Raw genomic sequence first — 18,951 nt, forward strand, 5'->3', positions numbered from 1 at the left:
GGATCAGTCTCCCCACCTGTGGGGGAGATGTCCGGCAGGACAGAGGGGGGCGCGAAGGATCGCTGCAGAACACTCATTCTGCGCGACCAATCGCATGTATCCCAAGAGCTGCTCTCCGCCTTGGCATGGCTAAGGGATGGCCCTGCCCTCTATGCCGGCAGGATGGCGCCTTCGAGTGTGGTGAGCTGGCTAAGGAACTGCTCGGCCTTGCTGCGGGTCTCGTCGTCCTTCGCGTCGGCGACGTCTTCCCTGGCTTCCTGGATGCGGCGGGCGAGGTCGGCGCGGTCGATGTCGCCGACGGCTACAGCCGATTCCGCGAGCAGCGTGCAACCCGCCGGAACGATGTCGGCGAAGCCGCCGAACACGACGTAGCGCTCTGCCCTGCCTTCCGCGGTCTTCACGGTGACGACGCCGGGCTTGATCGTGGTCATGACCGGCGCGTGATGGGCCATGACGGTCATTTCGCCTTCGGCGCCAGGAATGACGACGGCTTCGACCTGCTCGGAGACCAGCAGGCGCTCCGGCGAGACCAGTTCGAATTGGAAAGCTTCAGGCATGATCAACTTAGCGAATAGCGAGTAGTGAGTAGCGAATAGACAAAAACGCTCGGCTCACATCGCCCCTATTCGCTACTCCCTATTCGCTATTCGCTTGATTATGCCGCTTCGGCCGCGAGGCGCTGTGCCTTCTCGACTGCTTCCTCGATGCCGCCGACCATGTAGAAGGCAGCTTCCGGAAGATGGTCGTAGTCGCCGTTGCAGAGACCCTTGAAGCCCTTGATGGTGTCGGCGAGGTCGACCAGCTTGCCCGGCGAACCCGTGAACACTTCGGCGACGAAGAACGGCTGCGACAGGAAGCGCTCGATCTTGCGGGCGCGGGCCACCGTCTGCTTGTCCTCTTCCGACAGTTCGTCCATGCCCAGGATGGCGATGATGTCCTGCAGCGACTTGTAGCGCTGGAGGATCGACTGCACCTGGCGCGCGACCTGGTAGTGCTCCTCGCCGACCACGATGGGGTCGAGCATGCGCGAGGTCGAATCCAGCGGATCGACAGCCGGGTAGATGCCCTTCTCCGAGATCGCACGGTTGAGCACGGTCGTCGCGTCCAGGTGGGCGAACGAGGTCGCCGGCGCCGGGTCGGTCAGATCGTCGGCTGGCACGTAGATCGCCTGCACTGAGGTGATCGAACCCTTGGTCGTCGTGGTGATGCGCTCCTGCAGCGCACCCATGTCGGTGGCCAGCGTCGGCTGGTAGCCCACGGCCGAAGGAATACGGCCGAGCAGCGCCGACACTTCCGAACCCGCTTGCGTGAAGCGGAAAATGTTGTCGACAAAGAACAGCACGTCCTGGCCCTGGTCGCGGAAATATTCGGCAACCGTCAGCCCGGTCAGGCCGACGCGGGCGCGCGCGCCCGGCGGCTCGTTCATCTGGCCAAAGACAAGTGCTGCCTTGGAGCCTTCGCCGCCGCCCTTCTTGTTGACGCCGGACTCGATGAACTCGTGATAGAGATCGTTGCCCTCGCGCGTGCGTTCGCCGACGCCGGCAAACACCGAGAAGCCGCCATGCGCCTTGGCGACGTTGTTGATCAGTTCCTGGATCAGCACCGTCTTGCCGACGCCGGCGCCGCCGAACAGGCCGATCTTGCCGCCACGGGCGTAGGGTGCCAGCAGGTCGAGAACCTTGATGCCGGTGACCAGGATCTGCGCTTCCGTCGACTGCTCGACATAGGACGGCGCCGGTTGGTGGATCGCACGCATCTCGATGCCATCGACCGGACCTTCCTCGTCGACCGGCTCGCCGATGACGTTGATGATGCGGCCGAGCATGCCCGGGCCGACCGGCACGGTGATCGGCGCGCCGGTGTCATAGACATCCTGGCCGCGGACCAGACCTTCGGTCGAATCCATGGCGATGCAGCGCACCGTGTTCTCGCCAAGATGCTGGGCGACCTCGAGCACCAGGCGGTTGCCGACATTGACCGTCTCCAGCGCGTTCAGGATCGCCGGCAGATGTTCGCCGAACTGCACGTCGACAACGGCGCCGATGACCTGGCGGACCTTGCCGGCAAGGCCGGTTTTCTTGATGGAAACGCTCGGCGCCTTGGATGCGGCGGCCTTGGCGGGCGCGACCGCCTTCGTGGCCGGTGCGGCCTTCGCTGCTGCTGCCGGTGCCACTGCCTTCGCGGCGGCCTTCGGAGCCGCCTTCTGGGGGGTCGCTGCTTTCGCCATCGTCTTTACCCTTCTCGTCCTTTGTTTCTCACGCGATCCGCTTGAAGGCCGGTGACCTTCATCGGAGCGCGGCTAGAGCGCCTCGGCGCCCGAAATGATTTCGATCAATTCCTTGGTGATCTGCGCCTGCCGCTGGCGATTGTAGGTGATCGACAGTTTGTTGATCATGTCGCCGGCATTCCGCGTCGCATTGTCCATGGCGCTCATCTTGGCGCCCATCTCGCCGGCGGCGTTTTCGAGCAGAGCGCGAAAAACCTGGACGGAAATGTTGCGCGGGATGAGGTCGGAAAGGATTTCGCCCGGCTCCGGCTCATATTCATAGACGGCGTTGCCGCCATTCGTCGTCTCGGCGGCGGCCGATGGCACGCCGGCCGGAATGATCTGCTGCGCCGTCGGGATCTGGCTGATCACCGACTTGAACTGCGAATAGAACAGCGTGCAGATGTCGAAGCCACCCTCGTTGAAAAGTTGGATGACTTTCTTGGCAATGGCATCGGCATTGACGAAGCCGAGCGTCTTCACTTCGCGCAAGTCGACACGCTCGAGGATCAGCGCCGCGTAGTCGCGACGCAGGATGTCGAACCCCTTCTTGCCGACGCAGATGATCTTGACCTGCTTGCCGTCGGCCAGAAGCTTGCGGATGTGGTCGCGGGCAAGGCGCGCGATCTGCGAATTGAAGCCGCCGCACAGACCACGCTCGGCGGTGCAGACGACGAGCAGATGCACATCGTCCTTGCCGGTGCCGGTCATCAGCGCCGGGGCCTCGCCGCCGCCGCCGATCGCCTGGGTGATGTTGGCCAGCACCGCGCCCATGCGCTCCGAATAGGGGCGCGCGGCTTCCGCCGCCTCCTGCGCGCGGCGCAGCTTCGCCGCGGCGACCATCTGCATCGCCTTGGTGATCTTCTGCGTCGCCTTGACCGAGGCGATACGGTTACGAAGGTCTTTTAGTGAAGGCATGCTTCAAACCTGATCCCGTCCATCCGGCCTCGTTCAAGCAAAGGTCTTGGCGAAGGTATCGATCTCCGCCTTCAGCTTGGCGCGCAGATCGTCCGACAGTGCCTTCTCCTTGCGGATGCCGTCGAGCACCGCCTTGCCAGCCGAGCGCATGTGGCTGAGCAAACCATGCTCGAATTTGCTGACCTGGTCGATTGCCAGCTTGTCGAGATAGCCGTTGACGCCGGCGAAGATCACCGCGACCTGTTCTTCGACCTTGAGCGGCGAGAATTGCGGCTGCTTCAGGAGTTCGGTCAGGCGCGCACCGCGGTTGAGCAGGCGCTGCGTGGCGGCGTCGAGATCGGAGCCGAACTGGGCGAAGGCCGCCATTTCGCGATACTGCGCGAGCTCGCCCTTGATCGAGCCGGCGACCTGCTTCATCGCCTTGATCTGCGCGGAGGAGCCGACGCGCGACACCGACAGGCCGACATTGACCGCCGGGCGGACGCCCTGGAAGAACAGATTGGTTTCCAGGAAGATCTGGCCGTCGGTGATAGAGATGACGTTGGTCGGGATGTAGGCCGACACGTCGTTGGCCTGGGTCTCGATGATCGGCAGCGCAGTCAGCGAACCACCGCCATTTTCGTCATTGAGCTTGGCGGCCCGCTCCAGAAGGCGCGAGTGCAGGTAGAACACGTCGCCCGGATAGGCTTCACGGCCAGGCGGGCGGCGCAGCAACAGCGACATCTGGCGATAGGCGACCGCCTGCTTCGACAGATCGTCATAGGAGATCAGCGCGTGCATGCCGTTGTCGCGGAAATATTCGCCCATGGTGCACGCGGTGAACGGCGCCAGGTACTGCATCGGCGCCGGGTCGGACGCGGTGGCGGCGACGATGATCGAGTAGTCGAGCGCGCCGCGCTCTTCGAGAACTTTCACGAACTGCGCGACGGTCGAGCGCTTCTGGCCGATGGCGACGTAGACGCAGTAGAGCTTTTCCTTCTCCGGGCCGTGCTCGTGCACCGATTTCTGGTTGAGCATCGTGTCGAGGATGATCGCGGTCTTGCCGGTCTGGCGGTCGCCGATGACCAGCTCGCGCTGGCCGCGGCCGACCGGGATCAGCGCGTCGATGGCCTTGAGGCCGGTCGACATCGGCTCGTTCACCGATTTGCGCGGAATGATGCCGGGCGCCTTGACGTCGACGCGCTTGCGCTCGGTCGCCTGGATCGGGCCCTTGCCGTCGATCGGGTTGCCGAGCGCATCGACGACACGGCCGAGCAGGCCCATGCCGACCGGCGTGTCGACGATGGCGCCGGTACGCTTGACGATATCGCCTTCCTTGATGTCGCGGTCGGCGCCGAAGATGACGACGCCGACATTGTCAGCTTCGAGATTGAGCGCCATGCCGCGGATGCCGCCGGGGAACTCGACCATCTCGCCGGCCTGGACATTGTCGAGGCCATAGACGCGGGCGATGCCGTCGCCCACGGACAGAACCTGGCCGACTTCGGAGACCTCGGCCTCCTTGCCGAAATTCTTGATCTGATCTTTCAGAATTGCGGAAATTTCCGCGGCGCGGATGTCCATCAGCCGACCTCTTTCAGTGCAAGCTTGAGCGAATTGAGTTTTGTTTTGAGCGACGTATCGATCTGGCGCGAGCCTATCTTGACCACCAGCCCGCCGAGCAGCGACGGATCGACGGTCACGGTGATCGCGACATCCTTGCCGGCAACGCTTTTCAGCGCCGCCTTCAGCTCGGTTTGCTGGGCGTCGGTCAGCGCATGCGCCGAGGTCACTTCAGCGGCGGTCTCGCCACGATGCTCGGCGGCGATCTGGCGGAATGCCTTGATCATGCCGGGGATGGCGAAAAGCCGGCGGTTCTGGGCGACGACGCGCAGGAAATTGCCGGTGAGGCCGGTGATCCCTGCCTTGTCGGCGATCGCCGCAATGGCCTTGGCCTGGTCCTCGCTGGAGAACACCGGGCTATTGATCAGGCGGGTCAGATCCGCACTGCCTTCGAGCATCGCCGCGAAACTGTTGAGGTCGGCCTCGACCTGGGCGACCGAATTCGCCTGGAGCGCGAGTTCGAACAGCGAACCCGCATAGCGCTCTGCGACACCTGAGATTGGCGATGACGATTGGGCCACGGACCGTCTTTTCTCTTGTCTGACAGGCCGCAGATTATTGGCGCGAGCGAAAACTCTGGCTAAATCTTTGACCTTACTGCATTTTTCCAAGCACGAAGACGCGGCTTCCGCTATCCCCGGCCGAAAGTCGATTGCCGTCTAGCACAGGCATTTTAAGACCGCAATGCGTCGTCCTGCATGGTTTTCAGGCACTATTGTCGCATCCGGCGGCGCGGTTCGACCGCCGGTCCCGAATTAGCCTTTGATTCAAGGCACAAAGCCGAAGGCGAAGGCAAGCGGCAGCGCCGCCAGCACCAGTTCCACCACGATGGAAGCCCAGTTGAAAGGCGTATTGGCGCCATCCGACATCATCGACAGCAAACGGCCGAAGGCGGTGAACAGCCAGGAAAAGCCAAGCGCCATGTAGAGCAGCGGTTGCGCCAGCAGAATGCAGCACAGGCCGACGCCGAGATAAAAACCCGACATCCTGCCGCGCCCTTCGGCGATCGCCGCCGCCTTTTCGGGCTTGACCTGCAGCCTGAGAATTCGGAAGCCAAGCCTTGGCGCCAGGAACAGCAGCAGGCCCAGCAGCAAGGTCACGACCGCGCTCGACCACGCCAGCCATTCGCCCTGGCTCATCGGCCACGGAAACGCAAATTCCATACTGTCCCCTCGCAAATGGCTGTTTCGAAATTTCGGGCATTCTAGCGAAGCAAGAGACATGCGCCAGATGGCCTCGCGAATTACGGGCGCGCATCAGTCCAACGCGAACGCGACCGCTGCCTCGACCGGGCTAACAGAACGTACAAGATGGGCTGTTTTTTCTGCACAATTCCCATACTATGACTACATGGGACCACAAGGGTTCGGCGCATGAAGACGCTGCAACTACGTGAGGCAAAGGCCAGCCTTTCCGCGCTCGTGGAGGCTGCTGAGAACGGTGAGCCCACGGTAATCACCAAGCACGGCAAGCCCGCAGTCATGGTGGTGCCAATTGGCGAGGGACGGAAACTTTATCCGCAGAACAGCCAAAAAGACTTCGTGGATTTCCTGCTTCAGTATCCAGGCGGCATCGAGCTTGAGCGAAACGAATCGCCGTCGCGGGAAGTGGAGTTTTGACCGGCTATCTGCTTGATATTTTTCGCTCGGCCTTTGCACCTGGTCGGCCTCTGCTTCCGTCACACGTGCAGAACTGGCGGGTCTGGCGGATATCCTGATCGCAGCCACTGCCCGTTTGAACGGCCTGTCAGTTTTGACGGCCGACACCCGGCATTTCGCGATTCTCGACGTGCCTTACCTGAACCCATTCACCGAACGCGCCTCGGAAGCATAATTCGACGCCTCACAAAAAGCTCTGCGGGTCGATGTCGACCTGCACGCGCACCGAGCCCCGTAGCTTCGGTCCGTCGGCCAGCATGGCGCGAATGAACCCCTGCATGTCGGCGCGCCGCTCGGCTTGGATCAGCAGGCGAAAGCGATGGCGGCCGCCGATCAGCGACAGCGGCGCCTCGGCCGGGCCGAGCACGAACAGGTCGGCGGCCTGAGGCGCGGCGCGCCGCAAACCCCGCGCATGGCCCTCCGCTTCCGCTCGTGTCGCCGCACTGATGATGACGCCGGCGAGCCGGCCGAAAGGCGGCAGCACCGCCCGCTCGCGCTCAGCGATTTCGCGCTCGTAAAAAGCCTCGGCGTCGCCGGAGACGATCGCCCGCATCACCGGGTGGTCAGGCTGGAAGGTCTGCAGCAGGCCAAGGCTCTTCTTGCCGGTGCGGCCGGCGCGGCCGGTCACCTGGCTGAGCAGCTGGAAGGTGCGTTCGGCGGCGCGCGGATCGCCATTGGCCAGGCCGAGGTCGGCGTCGACCACGCCGACCAGCGTCATGTCAGGGAAATTGTGACCCTTGGCGACGAGTTGCGTGCCGATGACGATGTCGGCCTCGCCATTGGCGATGGCTTCAAGCTCCAGCCTCAGCCGCCGCACGCCGCCCATCAGGTCGGACGACAGGACGATGGTTCGGGCGTCGGGGAAATGCGCGACGACCTCTTCAGCGATGCGCTCGACGCCCGGCCCGCAGGCGACCAGATGGTCGAGCGTGCCGCATTCCGGGCAGGCCTCGGGCCGCCGCTCATTGTGCCCGCAATGGTGGCAGACGAGCTGGCCGCGAAAGCGGTGCTCGACCAGCCAGGCCGAGCAGACCGGGCAACCGAAGCGATGGCCGCAGACCCGGCACAGCGTCAGCGGCGCATAGCCGCGTCGGTTGAGGAACAGCAGCGACTGTTCCTTCTTCTCCAACGTCTGCCGCATATGGCCAAGCAGCACCGGCGACAGGAAGCCGCCGCGAGCCGGCGGGGCGCGGCGCATGTCGATCGTCTTCAGGTCGGGAAGCGCCGCCTCGGCAAAGCGCGCCGAAAGCACCGCCCTGTTGTAGCGGCCCTGGCTCGCATTGACCCGGCTTTCGACCGACGGCGTCGCCGAGGCAAGCACCACCGGAAAGCCGCCGATATGGCCACGCACCACCGCCATGTCGCGGGCATTGTAGAAGACGCGGTCCTCCTGCTTGTAGGCCGGGTCGTGCTCCTCATCGACAACGATCAGCCCGAGTTCCCTGAACGGCAGGAACAGCGCCGAACGCGCGCCGGCAACGACACGCACGCCACCTTCCGCCACTTGCCGCCAGACACGCTCGCGCATCCTTGGCGGCAGGTCCGAGTGCCATTCCGCCGGCTTGGCGCCGAACCGTTCCTGGAAGCGCTCGAGGAAGGCGTGGGTCAGCGCGATCTCCGGCAGCAGGATCAGCACCTGCTTGCCGCGGTCGAGCGCCGCCGCCACCGACTCGAAATAGACCTCCGTCTTGCCTGACCCAGTCACCCCGTCGAGCAGCGTGACGCCGAATACGCCGGCCGCGACATTGGTGCGCAGCATCCCGGCCGCATCGCTCTGGTCCGGCATCAGCGAAGGCTGGGCGTAATTCGGATCGGGTGCTGCGACCACCGGTCGCGGCGGGATCATGACGGTCTCGAACACGCCTTGCGCCTTCAGCCCATCGATGACGGTCGACGACACGCCGGCCGCATGCGCCAGCCCGGACCGCGTCCAGGCGAGCCCGCCTTCGGCTGTTTCCAGCACGCGCATCCTCGCGCTCGTCATCCGGTCGGGGTTGGCGAAGGTGCGTTGCAGCCCTTCGATCCACGGTTCCGGGTCGAAGGCCTCCGGCGCCCGCAGCAGCATGCGCGCCACCATGCCGGGCGGCGACAGCGTGTATTGCGCGATCCAGTCGACGAAGCGGCGCATAGCGCGGTCGATTGGCGGGCAGTCGAAGACCTGCTCGATCGGGCGCAGTTTCTTGGCATCGACCTTTTCGACAACGCCGTCCCAGACGATGCCGGCAACCTGGCGCGGACCGAGCGGCACGCGCACGATCGAGCCCGGCACTACGCGCATGCCGGCGGGCACGGCATAGGTGTAGGGCCGCTCGGCGGGCATCGGCACCAGCACCGGTGCGGCCGCGACAAAGGGCGAATCTTCGATCATGAGGCGTGACCTTGCCCCGACTTTCGTCTAGATCAAAGTCCGACCCCAAAGGTGCATGAACATGCACATGAAAAAATCTACAGGAGACCGTCATGAAATTTTTTGTCGACACCGCCGATGTCAAGGAAATCCGTGATCTGAACGATTTGGGGCTGCTCGACGGCGTTACCACCAATCCTTCGCTGATCCTCAAATCCGGCGGCAAGATCGCCGACGTCACCAGAGAGATCTGCGAGATCGTCAAGGGCCCGGTTTCGGCCGAAGTCGTCGCCACCGAATACAAGGACATGATGGCCGAGGCCAAGATCCTGGCCAGGATCGCGGATAACGTCTGCATCAAGGTGCCGCTGACGCTGGACGGCCTGAGGGCCTGCAAGGACATCCGGTCGGACGGCCGCATGGTCAATGTCACGCTGTGCTTCTCGGCGACCCAGGCGCTGCTCGCCGCCAAGGCCGGCGCCTCCTTCATCTCGCCCTTCGTCGGCCGCATCGACGACAGCGGCTGGGACGGCATGGAGCTGATTGCCGATATCCGCACCATCTACGACAATTATGATTTCCAGACCGAGATCCTGACCGCCTCGGTGCGCACGGTGAACCATGTCAAGCAGGCCGCACTGATCGGCGCCGACGTCATCACCGCGCCGCCGGCGACGCTGAAGGCGCTGGTCAAGCACCCGCTGACCGACAAGGGCCTGGAGCAGTTCCTCGCCGACTGGGCCAAGACCGGCCAGACAATCGGCTGAAATCAAGAAGGTCGGCTGAAATTAAGACGCCGCGTTCCCGTAAAAAGGCCGAGCAATCGGCCTTTTTGTACGCCAGCAACCAGGCCTCGGCGGTAACCGGAACGTCTCGATCCGGCCGAAAAAGATTTAACCCGCCACCGTCTTGCCGTGCTTGACCAGATCCTGGGCGATCGACAGGCGCAACAGGTCCGCCAGTTCACGCGCCGCGCGGTTCTCGGCGTCGATTTGCGCCCGGTAGGAGGCAAACTCCTGACGGGGCTTGTCGTAGGACGACGCTATCGAGCGCTTGCCGGTGGCGATGGTCGTGCCGGTCTTGGCGTCGGTCAGCACATAGTTCGCGGTCAGTGTCACCGTGCCCGCGGTTGGCTCGTCGTCATCGGTCGAGACCTGCACGGTTGCAGAGGATTCAACAAGTTCGGTAACGCCGAGATCGAGCGAATAGGCGGGCGAAGCCGGCTCGCCCGCACCCTGGCCGAGCGCGAAGATCAGATTGTTGCGGACCTGCTGGGCGTAGCGGGTGTTGACCGGCTTGACCGAGATGGACCCGAGTTCGGCTGCAGCGCCAACTTGCGAACCGGCCGACAGCGGCGCGCTCGAATAGAGCGGGCGCACCGTGCAGGCCGAAACCAGCGCAAGCGAAGCGACCAGCCCATACAAGGCGGCACGGCGCAGCAAATGCGTCACTTCTGTCTTCCTCGGATCAGGCAACGACATTGACGATCCTCTGCGGGACGATGATCACCTTGCGCGGCGCCTTACCTTCGAGCGCTTTCTGCACGAAGTCGAGAGCCAGAACCGCTTTTTCGACGGCACCTTGGTCCGCGTCGCGGGCAATTGTCAAATCGCCGCGCTTCTTGCCGTTGACCTGGACCGGAAGCACGATCTCGCTGTCGACGACAAGCGACGGGTCATAGACAGGCCAGGGCCGTTCGGCGACCAGATCGGTACCGCCGAGCGTCTGCCAGCATTCCTCGGCCAGATGCGGCATGACCGGCGCAATCACATGCACGAGGATGTCGACGGCTTGCCGGCAGGCAGCCTTGAGCGCCGGATCGGCCTTGCCTTCGGCCGCCTCGTTGAGCGGCGTGGTGAGCGCATTGGCGAGTTCGTAGATGCGGGCGATGGCGCGGTTGAAGGCGAGTTTTTCGATGTCCTCGCCGACCGATTTCAGAATCTTGTGCGCGGCCTTGGAAACTGTCCCTGCCTCGCCCTGCTTCGCCGCTGCCGGCTGGATTCCGGCGAGCGATTCGGCAGCCGTCGACACCAGGCGCCAGATACGCTGGATGAAGCGGTGCGCGCCGGCGGCGCCCTCGTCGGTCCATTCGACGTCACGCTCGGGTGGCGAGTCCGACAGCATGAACCAGCGCGCGGTATCGGCACCGTAGCCGTCGGTGATCTCTTCCGGGCTCACCGTGTTCTTCTTCGACTTCGACATTTTTTCGAGCGGCCCGATCACCGCCCCTTCGCCGGTCGCGATTTCGATGGCGCGGCGCTTGCCGTCGACGTCCTCCAGCCGAACCTCGCTGGGCGCAAGCCAGCGGCTGTTCGCGCCACTGCCGACCCGATAGGTCTCGTGCACCACCATGCCTTGCGTGAACAGGCCCTTGAACGGCTCGGCGAGATCGACATGGCCGGTCTCGCGCATGGCGCGGGTGAAGAAGCGCGAATAGAGCAGGTGCAGAATGGCGTGCTCGATGCCGCCAATATACTGGTCGACCGGCAGCCATTCGGTAGCTGCCTTGGGATCGGTTGGGTCGTTCGCCCAGGGCGCGGTGAAGCGCGCGAAATACCACGACGAATCGACGAACGTATCCATCGTGTCGGTTTCGCGGCGTGCATCCTTGCCGCATTGCGGGCATTTGACGTGCCGCCAGGTCGGATGGCGGTCGAGCGGATTACCGGGGCGATCGAACTCGATGTCGTCCGGCAGCCTGACCGGCAGGTTCGCTTTCGGCACCGGCACCACGCCGCAATCCTCGCAGTGGATCATCGGGATCGGACAGCCCCAGTAGCGCTGGCGCGAAATGCCCCAGTCGCGCAGGCGGAAGTTGACCTTGCGCTCAGCCATCGGCCGGTTGCCGATGGTCTTTTGTTCCAGCAGCTTCGCCACCTCGTCGAACGCCTGATCAGGCTTCATGCCGTCGAGGAAGCGCGAATTGATCATCACGCCATCGCCGACATAGGCCTCGTCGATGATCTGGAAGTTTCCCTGATTCTCGCCTTCCGGCATCACCACCGGAATGACCGGTAGGCCGTATATGTTAGCGAAGTCGAGGTCGCGCTGGTCACCAGACGGGCAACCGAAGATGGCGCCGGTGCCGTACTCCATCAGCACGAAATTGGCGACATAGACAGGCAGCGTCCAGTTCGCTTCGAACGGATGGACGACTCGTATACCGGTATCCATGCCCCTTTTTTCGGCCGTTTCCAGCGCCGCCACCGACGTGCCCATGTGGCGAACCTCGTCGATGAACTTGGCCAGCGCCGGATTGCTTTCGGCCGCCTTCTTGGCCAGCGGATGATCAACTGCGACCGCCATGAAGGAGGCGCCGAAGATGGTGTCCGGCCGCGTCGTGTAGACCTCCAGCTCATCCTCGCCAGCAATCGGCGCGACCAGCGGCCAGCGGATCAGCAGGCCTTCCGAACGGCCGATCCAGTTCGCCTGCATCAGCTTCACTTTTTCCGGCCATTCGTCGAGGCCTTCGAGCGAGTCCAGCAGATCCTGCGCATAGTCGGTGATCTTGAAGAACCACTGCGTCAACTCGCGCTGTTCGACCAGCGCGCCCGAGCGCCAGCCGCGTCCGTCGATGACCTGCTCGTTGGCAAGCACCGTCATGTCCTCCGGATCCCAGTTGACCTTGGAGGATTTGCGCGTCACCAGCCCCTTCTCGACGAAATCGAGGAACAGCATCTGCTGGCGGTGGTAATAGTCGACATCGCAGGTGGCGAATTCGCGTGTCCAGTCGAGTGACAGGCCCATGACCTTGAGCTGCTCGCGCATGGCGGCGATGTTCTGATAGGTCCAGTCCTTGGGATGGACCTTGTTCTGCATCGCCGCGTTCTCGGCCGGCATGCCGAAGGCGTCCCAGCCCATCGGGTGCAGCACGTTGAAACCCTTGGCCCGCTTGTAGCGCGCCACCACGTCGCCCATCGTGTAGTTGCGGGTATGGCCGATATGGATGCGCCCCGAAGGATAGGGGAACATCTCGAGCACGTAGTATTTCGGACGCGGGTCGTCGTTGTCAGCCTCGAACAGCTTCTTGGCGTCCCAGGCCTTCTGCCATTTGGGCTCTGATGCGCGCGGATTGTATCGTTCGGTTGCCATCGGGTGTTTTTCACTTAAAAAGCATGCGCGAACAGCCGGACATGCCCGGCGGCTCAGGAAATGTCGTCGCGGTGTTCACCATGGATTGCCGGACCCGTCAACTGCGACGCTCCGGCCAGGACAAAAACCAGAGTCAGGATATAGGCATGGCGAGCGCCGTCGAACAGTTTTTCACGGTCAAGGCGAGGATCGCCGCCGCCGAGCGCGAAGCGGGACGGCAAGCCGGCGCGGTGACGCTGGTCGCGGTCTCGAAGACCTTCAGCGCCGACGATATCATCCCGGTCATCGAAGCCGGCCAGCGCGTCTTCGGCGAGAACCGCGTCCAGGAAGGACAGGCCAAATGGCCGGCGCTGAAGCAAGCTTTCCCTGACATCGAGCTGCATCTGATCGGTCCGCTGCAATCGAACAAGGCGAAGGAAGCGGTCGCGCTGTTCGACGTCATCGAGACGGTCGATCGCGAGAAGATCGCCGCCGAACTCGCCAAGGAGATCGCCAGACAAGGCCGGTCACCAAAACTCTATGTTCAGGTCAACACCGGCTCGGAACCGCAAAAGGCAGGGATCGAGCCGCGCGAAGCCGTACCCTTCGTTACGCGCTGCCGCGAGGTCCATGGCCTCGCCATCGAAGGCCTGATGTGCATTCCGCCGGCCGACGAGAATCCCGGCCCGCATTTCGCGCTGCTGGAAAAGCTCAGCAGGGAGGCAGGGATGGAGGAGCTTTCGATGGGCATGTCCGGCGACTACGAAACCGCGATAGCCTTCGGCGCGACAAGTGTCAGGGTCGGCTCGGCGATCTTCGGCAGCCGCTAGCGGCAGTTTAGCGATCAGCCTTGATAGTCGGGCGCGTCAGGCATATATCTAGCCAAGCTAGCTATGAGAGGACCCATGAACTGGCATCTTCAGGATGCGAAAAACAACTTTTCCAAAGTTGTTCAGCGCGCGCGCAGCGAGGGACCGCAGACGGTGACCCTGCGTGGCGAGCGCGCGGCCGTAGTGCTTTCTGCCGAAGACTATGACCGCTTGTCGGGAAAAAAGAAGTCACTGGCAGAATATCTTCTGAGCGGTCCGGTCTGGGATGATGATTTCGCCGAGGAGGTCAACCGTCGCTCGGATACGATGATCCGCGACATCGACCTCTGATGTACCTGCTCGATACGAACATCGTTTCGGATGTGGAACGACGCTTGCCCAAGCCGACCGCCTGGCTGGCTTCAGTGGATCCGGCTTCGGTCAATCTCAGCGTCATCACGCTCGGCGAGATCGAACGCGGGATCGTCAAACTGCGCAAGGTCGATCCCGAACGGGCAACGCGCCTCGATCTGTGGCTGCGAGAGCTTCGGCGCGACAATGCCGACCGCATCCTTGCGGTTACTGAAGATGTCGCGTTGTCGTGGGGTCGCATCTCGGCTGGCCGTACGCGAGGCAGCGCCGACACGCTCATCGCCGCCACCGCGGTCGTCCACGACCTCATTCTGGTTACGCGCAACGCCGCCGATTTCGACGATATCGGGGTGACGGTCCTTAACCCTTGGACAATCTGACCTTCGCGTCGCGGAACTTGGTCCAGAACCACTAGGCCGTTACGCCAACAAGTGGAAACGAAACGTATCGTTCCTATATCGGCCGGATCATTCCAAAACTCCCGGAGCCGCACCATGCGCTACAATCAACTTGGAAACACGGGGATGTTCGTCTCCGAACTTTGCCTGGGCACCATGACCTTCGGCGCCGCCGGCGAAAACGCCCAATGGGGCCTGATCGCCAGCCTCGACCAGGATGGCGTCGACAGAATCGTCGAGCGCTCGCTCGCCGCCGGCGTCAATTTCTTCGACACAGCCGATGTCTATTCCTTCGGCGCATCGGAACGGCTTCTCGGCCAGTCGCTGCGCAATCTCGGCATCAAGCGGCAGGACGTGATCATCGCCACCAAGGTCCATAGCGCCATGGGCGACGGCCCGAACCAGCGCGGCTCCTCGCGCGGCCACATCATGGACTCGGTCGACGGCAGTCTCGAGCGGCTGCAACTGGACCATATCGATCTCTATCAGTTGCACGGCACCGACGCGGTGACGCCGATCGACGAGACGCTGCGGGCGCTCGACGATCTGGTTACCAGCGGCAAGGTCCGCTATGTCGGCGTCTCGAACTGGGCGGCCTGGCGCATCGCCAAGGCATTAGGCATCGCCGAACGCAAGGGCTTTGCCCGTTTTGAGACGGTCCAGTCCTACTATTCGATCGCCGGCCGCGATCTGGAGCGCGAGATCGTGCCGTTGCTCAACGAGGAGAAGCTTGGGCTGATGGTCTGGTCGCCGATGGCGGGCGGGCTGCTTTCTGGCAAATACGGGCCCGGCGCGCCCGGCAATGGCGAGGGCCGCCGCGCCAGCTTCAATTTCCCGCCGGTCAATGAAGACCGCGCCTGGGCGGCGGTCGCCGTCATGCGCGAGATCGCCGGCAAGCACGGCGTCAGCGTCGCCACGGTGGCGCTTGGCTATGTCTTGGCCAAGCCTTTTGTGATGAGCGTGATCATCGGCGCCAGCCGCATGGAGCAGCTCGAACAGAACCTTGCCGCCACCGAGTTGAAGCTCGACAGCGACGATCTTGCTCGTCTCGACGAAGTCAGCGCGCTGCCATCCGAATATCCGGGCTGGATGCTCGAGCGCCAGGCGGCTGGCCGGCGTCCGGCGCCCTTTGCGCCGAAAAAGTAAGTCAATCTCATCTTCGATTTCGGGAGCCGGCGGGCTCCCGATCTTTTTGGGCTCAGCTCAGCCGGACCGTCTCGACCAGAAAGTCGAGAAATGCCCGCACTCGCGCCGGCAAATGTTTGCCCTGGCCGACGTAAACAGCGTGGGTAAGCTCCTCGTCGCCGGGGTTGAAGTCCTCCAGAAGCGGGACCAGCCGGCCGGCGGCGATGTCGGGCGCCACATGCCAGCGCGCCAGCCGGGCGATGCCAGTGCCCGAGAGCGCCATCAGCCGCATCGCCTCGCCGTCGCTGACCAGCGCGTTTCCGGTGATCGGGACGATGAAGGCCTCGCCGGCCGCACCGACGAAGGGCCAGCCGTCGACATGGCGCACGAAGCAGAAACCCATCCGGTTGTGACGATCGAGATCGGCCGGCGTTTGGAGCGCGCCATGCGTCCTGATGTACGATGGCGCGGCGACGACGACCAGCCGGCTCTGCCCGAGCTTGCGCGCCACCAAACGTGATTCGCCGAGCGGCCCGGCGCGGATGGCGACATCGGCGCGCTCCTCCATCAGGTCGATGACATTGTCGGTCAAAACCAGATCGATGGCGATTTCCGGATAGCGTTCGAGAAACCGCGGCAAGAGCGGGATCAGCCGGTGCTGCCCGAACGGCACGTAGCTGTTGACCCGCAGCCGACCGCGCGGCGCAGCACCGGCCGCCGCCTCGCGCTCGGCTGCCGCCATGTCGGCCAGGATGCGCACGCCGCTGCCGAAGAAGGCCGCTCCCTCCGGTGTCAGTTGCAGCTTGCGCGTCGAACGGCTGATCAGCCGCGCGCCGAGACGCGCCTCCAGCCGCGCAATCAGCTTGCTCACCGCCGACGGCGTCATCCGCAGCATCCGCGCCGCAGCCGAAAAACTGCCCGCTTCGACGACACGGACAAACACTTCGATCTCGCCGGAGCGGTTGATGTCAGGCCTCGCCATTCGTGAATCTATTTCACAGACAATGTGCCCGACGCAAGGCTGGTTCACAGCACATGGCAACACGATCTTCCGGGTCGGGGCACAGGAGGACACGGCGTCCTGTCGTCAAAACTGCTGTCATCGAAGTGGGACCCGCGATGCCTCTTGCTCTTTATGCTCTCGCCGCTGGTGCGTTCGGCATCGGTGTCACCGAATTCGTCATCATGGGCCTGCTGCTCGACGTCAGCACCGATCTCGGCGTCTCGATCTCGGCCGCCGGCCAGCTGATCTCCGGCTATGCGCTGGGCGTCGTCATCGGCGCGCCGCTGTTGACGATCGTCACCGGCCGCTGGCCGCGCAAGACCGTGCTTCTGGCGCTGATGGCGGTCTTCACGCTGGGCAACCTCGCCTGCGCGCTGGCCCCCGACTACTGGACGCTGATGGCTGCCCGCGTGCTCGCCGCCTTCGCCCACGGCACCTTCTTCGGCGTTGGTTCGGTCGTTGCGACCGGGCTGGTGGCGCCCAACAGGAAGGCCTCGGCGATCGCCCTGATGTTCACCGGCCTGACCATCGCCAACATCCTCGGCGTGCCTTTCGGCACCTGGCTCGGCCAAGCCTTCGGCTGGCGGGCGACCTTCTGGGCTGTAACCCTGGTCGGCATCGTCGCCTTCGCCATCATTCTCCTGCTGGTGCCGCGCAGCCCGGCAGCGCTGGAAAAGAGCCACCTGCGCAGCGATCTCGTCGTGCTCGGCCGCGCGCCGGTTCTGCTTGGCTTCGCCACCACCGTGCTTGGCTATGCCGGCGTCTTCGCCGTCTTCACCTATATCGCCCCCTTGCTGACCGAGATCACCGGTTTTTCGGAAGCAGCGGTGTCGCCGATCCTGCTTGTTTTCGGCGGCGGCCTCATCGCCGGCAATCTCGCCGGCGGCAAGTTCGCCGACCGCTGGCTGGTGCCTTCTGTCCTCGGCAGTCTCGTTGTGCTGGCGCTGGTGCTCGGCACGATGACCTTCGCCCTGCACAACCAGGCGATGGCCGTGATCTATGTCGGCCTGCTCGGCGCCGCCGCCTTCGCCACCGTAGCGCCGCTGCAGATGTGGGTGCTGGAAAAGGCTGAAGGCGCCGGCCAGAGCCTCGCCTCGTCCTTCAACATCGCCGCCTTCAACCTCGGCAACGCCGCCGGGGCCTGGCTCGGCGGCATGGTCATCGCCCATGGCCCCGGCCTTGGCGCCGTCACCTGGGTCGCTGCCCTGCTGCCGCTCTCGGCGCTCGCCGTGGCGTGGCTGGCGCTGCGCCTCGATCGCCCGACGCTTGGAGAACCGGCATCTGCCCGCTCGTAGCAACCCGACGAACCCCTTAGACATCACAGGAGAAAAAGATGGATTATCGACGTCTTGGCGCCTCGGGCCTGAAGGTCCCGGCGCTCTCGTTCGGCGCTGGAACCTTCGGCGGTTCGGGGCCGCTGTTCGGCGCATGGGGCAACAGCGATGCGACAGAAGCGCGGCGGCTGGTCGACATCTGCCTGGAGGCCGGCGTCAACCTGTTCGACACCGCCGACGTCTATTCGAACGGCGCCTCCGAGGAGGTGCTCGGCGCGGCCATCAAGGGCCGCCGCGATGCCGTGCTGATTTCGACCAAGACCTCGCTGCCGATGGGCGACGGACCCAATGATGCCGGCTCCTCCCGTTCGCGCCTCATCAATTCGGTCGAGGACGCGCTCAAGCGGCTCGGCACCGATTACATCGACCTGCTGCAGCTGCATGCTTTCGACGCCGCAACGCCGATCGAGGAGGTGCTGTCGACGCTGGACAGTCTCGTGCGCGCCGGCAAGCTGCGCTATATCGGTGTCTCCAACTTTTCCGGCTGGCAAGTGATGAAATCGCTCGGCCTGGCGGACAAGCACGGCTACCCGCGCTACGTCGCCCATCAGGTCTATTACTCGCTGGTCGGGCGCGACTATGAATGGGAGTTGATGCCGCTCGGCCTCGACCAGGGCGTTGGCGCGCTGGTGTGGAGCCCGCTCGGCTGGGGCCGCCTGACCGGCAAGATCCGCCGCGGCGAGCCACTGCCGGAAACAAGCCGGCTGCATGACACCGCAAGCTTCGGGCCGCCGGTCGAAGACGAGTTGCTCTACCGGGTTGTCGATGCGCTCGAGGCCGTGGGCAGGCAAACCGGCAAGACCGTGCCGCAGATCGCCATCAACTGGTTGCTGCAGCGGCCGACCGTCGCCTCTGTCATCATCGGCGCGCGCACCGAGGAACAGCTGCGCCAGAACCTCGGTGCAGTTGGTTGGTCATTGACATCAGACCAGATCAAGAAGCTCGACGCGGCAAGCGCAGTGACCGCAGCCTATCCGTATTTCCCCTATCGCCGGCAGGAGGGTTTTGCCCGGCTCAGCCCGCCCGCGGTTTAATTGCGCGCGGGCCG

The 18,951-nt window shown here is 64.0% G+C and carries 18 protein-coding genes; 8 read left to right on the forward strand and 10 right to left on the reverse strand.

Annotated features, from left to right (window positions below; genetic code table 11):
• Positions 1–149 precede the first annotated feature (149 nt).
• From BQ8794_RS21935 to BQ8794_RS21960, 6 genes are all read right to left on the reverse strand, one after another.
• On the reverse strand, positions 150–557 hold the full coding sequence (locus BQ8794_RS21935) for a F0F1 ATP synthase subunit epsilon (protein ID WP_077380753.1): 408 nt from the start codon (positions 555–557) through the stop codon (positions 150–152).
• 98 nt (positions 558–655) lie between these two features.
• On the reverse strand, positions 656–2,227 hold the full coding sequence (atpD, locus tag BQ8794_RS21940; protein WP_167378807.1) for a F0F1 ATP synthase subunit beta: 1,572 nt from the start codon (positions 2,225–2,227) through the stop codon (positions 656–658).
• A 72-nt stretch (positions 2,228–2,299) separates the two neighbouring features.
• On the reverse strand, positions 2,300–3,184 hold the full coding sequence (locus BQ8794_RS21945) for a F0F1 ATP synthase subunit gamma (protein WP_077380754.1): 885 nt from the start codon (positions 3,182–3,184) through the stop codon (positions 2,300–2,302).
• A gap of 33 nt (positions 3,185–3,217) precedes the next feature.
• On the reverse strand, positions 3,218–4,747 hold the full coding sequence (gene atpA / locus BQ8794_RS21950) for a F0F1 ATP synthase subunit alpha (protein ID WP_077380755.1): 1,530 nt from the start codon (positions 4,745–4,747) through the stop codon (positions 3,218–3,220).
• On the reverse strand, positions 4,747–5,307 hold the full coding sequence (locus BQ8794_RS21955; RefSeq protein ID WP_077380756.1) for a F0F1 ATP synthase subunit delta: 561 nt from the start codon (positions 5,305–5,307) through the stop codon (positions 4,747–4,749). The genes atpA and BQ8794_RS21955 overlap by 1 nt, the downstream gene beginning before the upstream one ends.
• A gap of 246 nt (positions 5,308–5,553) precedes the next feature.
• Positions 5,554–5,949 carry an AGROH133_08824 family phage infection protein gene (locus tag BQ8794_RS21960; protein ID WP_077380757.1) on the reverse strand — a complete coding sequence of 132 codons (396 nt, stop codon included), beginning with the start codon at positions 5,947–5,949 and terminating at the stop codon, positions 5,554–5,556.
• Positions 5,950–6,159: 210 nt separating this feature from the next.
• Here BQ8794_RS21960 and BQ8794_RS21965 point away from each other — a divergent pair, with 210 nt between their 5' ends.
• Positions 6,160–6,405 (forward strand): type II toxin-antitoxin system Phd/YefM family antitoxin, encoded by a 246-nt coding sequence (locus BQ8794_RS21965; protein ID WP_077380758.1) that lies wholly within the window; start codon positions 6,160–6,162, stop codon positions 6,403–6,405.
• Between the two features lie 223 nt (positions 6,406–6,628).
• Here BQ8794_RS21965 and BQ8794_RS21970 read toward each other — a convergent pair whose 3' ends face one another.
• Positions 6,629–8,812, reverse strand: a complete 2,184-nt coding sequence (locus tag BQ8794_RS21970; protein WP_077380759.1) for a primosomal protein N' — start codon at positions 8,810–8,812, stop codon at positions 6,629–6,631.
• Positions 8,813–8,904: 92 nt separating this feature from the next.
• Between BQ8794_RS21970 and fsa the strand changes: the two genes are divergently transcribed.
• Positions 8,905–9,558, forward strand: coding sequence for a fructose-6-phosphate aldolase (gene fsa / locus BQ8794_RS21975; RefSeq protein WP_077380760.1), 654 nt, complete (start codon positions 8,905–8,907; stop codon positions 9,556–9,558).
• 126 nt (positions 9,559–9,684) lie between these two features.
• On the opposite strand, the gene lptE is transcribed toward fsa, so the two are convergent.
• Together lptE and leuS are read right to left on the reverse strand one after the other, a co-directional pair.
• Positions 9,685–10,272 (reverse strand): LPS assembly lipoprotein LptE, encoded by a 588-nt coding sequence (gene lptE / locus BQ8794_RS21980; protein WP_077380761.1) that lies wholly within the window; start codon positions 10,270–10,272, stop codon positions 9,685–9,687.
• Positions 10,259–12,883 (reverse strand): leucine--tRNA ligase, encoded by a 2,625-nt coding sequence (leuS, locus tag BQ8794_RS21985; protein ID WP_077380762.1) that lies wholly within the window; start codon positions 12,881–12,883, stop codon positions 10,259–10,261. Before leuS ends, lptE begins: the two co-directional genes overlap by 14 nt.
• A 146-nt stretch (positions 12,884–13,029) precedes the next feature.
• Here leuS and BQ8794_RS21990 point away from each other — a divergent pair, with 146 nt between their 5' ends.
• From BQ8794_RS21990 to BQ8794_RS22005, 4 genes are all read left to right on the forward strand, one after another.
• A complete protein-coding gene (locus tag BQ8794_RS21990; protein WP_077381001.1) occupies positions 13,030–13,692 on the forward strand; it encodes a YggS family pyridoxal phosphate-dependent enzyme in 663 nt (220 codons plus the stop codon).
• Between the two features lie 75 nt (positions 13,693–13,767).
• Complete coding sequence (locus tag BQ8794_RS21995) at positions 13,768–14,022, forward strand: type II toxin-antitoxin system Phd/YefM family antitoxin (protein ID WP_077380763.1); 255 nt, start codon at positions 13,768–13,770, stop codon at positions 14,020–14,022.
• A complete protein-coding gene (locus tag BQ8794_RS22000) occupies positions 14,022–14,423 on the forward strand; it encodes a type II toxin-antitoxin system VapC family toxin (RefSeq protein ID WP_077380764.1) in 402 nt (133 codons plus the stop codon). Before BQ8794_RS21995 ends, BQ8794_RS22000 begins: the two co-directional genes overlap by 1 nt.
• Positions 14,424–14,537: 114 nt before the next feature.
• On the forward strand, positions 14,538–15,587 hold the full coding sequence (locus BQ8794_RS22005) for an aldo/keto reductase (protein WP_077380765.1): 1,050 nt from the start codon (positions 14,538–14,540) through the stop codon (positions 15,585–15,587).
• A 52-nt stretch (positions 15,588–15,639) separates the two neighbouring features.
• Here BQ8794_RS22005 and BQ8794_RS22010 read toward each other — a convergent pair whose 3' ends face one another.
• On the reverse strand, positions 15,640–16,548 hold the full coding sequence (locus BQ8794_RS22010) for a LysR family transcriptional regulator (RefSeq protein WP_077380766.1): 909 nt from the start codon (positions 16,546–16,548) through the stop codon (positions 15,640–15,642).
• A 137-nt stretch (positions 16,549–16,685) separates the two neighbouring features.
• Between BQ8794_RS22010 and BQ8794_RS22015 the strand changes: the two genes are divergently transcribed.
• Together BQ8794_RS22015 and BQ8794_RS22020 are read left to right on the forward strand one after the other, a co-directional pair.
• Positions 16,686–17,864 carry an MFS transporter gene (locus BQ8794_RS22015; protein WP_077380767.1) on the forward strand — a complete coding sequence of 393 codons (1,179 nt, stop codon included), beginning with the start codon at positions 16,686–16,688 and terminating at the stop codon, positions 17,862–17,864.
• Positions 17,865–17,902: 38 nt separating this feature from the next.
• Complete coding sequence (locus tag BQ8794_RS22020) at positions 17,903–18,937, forward strand: aldo/keto reductase (protein ID WP_077380768.1); 1,035 nt, start codon at positions 17,903–17,905, stop codon at positions 18,935–18,937.
• The last annotated feature ends 14 nt before the right edge of the window (positions 18,938–18,951 follow it).

It is taken from the genome of Mesorhizobium prunaredense (assembly GCF_900156895.1).
GTDB classification, from domain to species: Bacteria; Pseudomonadota; Alphaproteobacteria; order Rhizobiales; family Rhizobiaceae; genus Mesorhizobium; species Mesorhizobium prunaredense.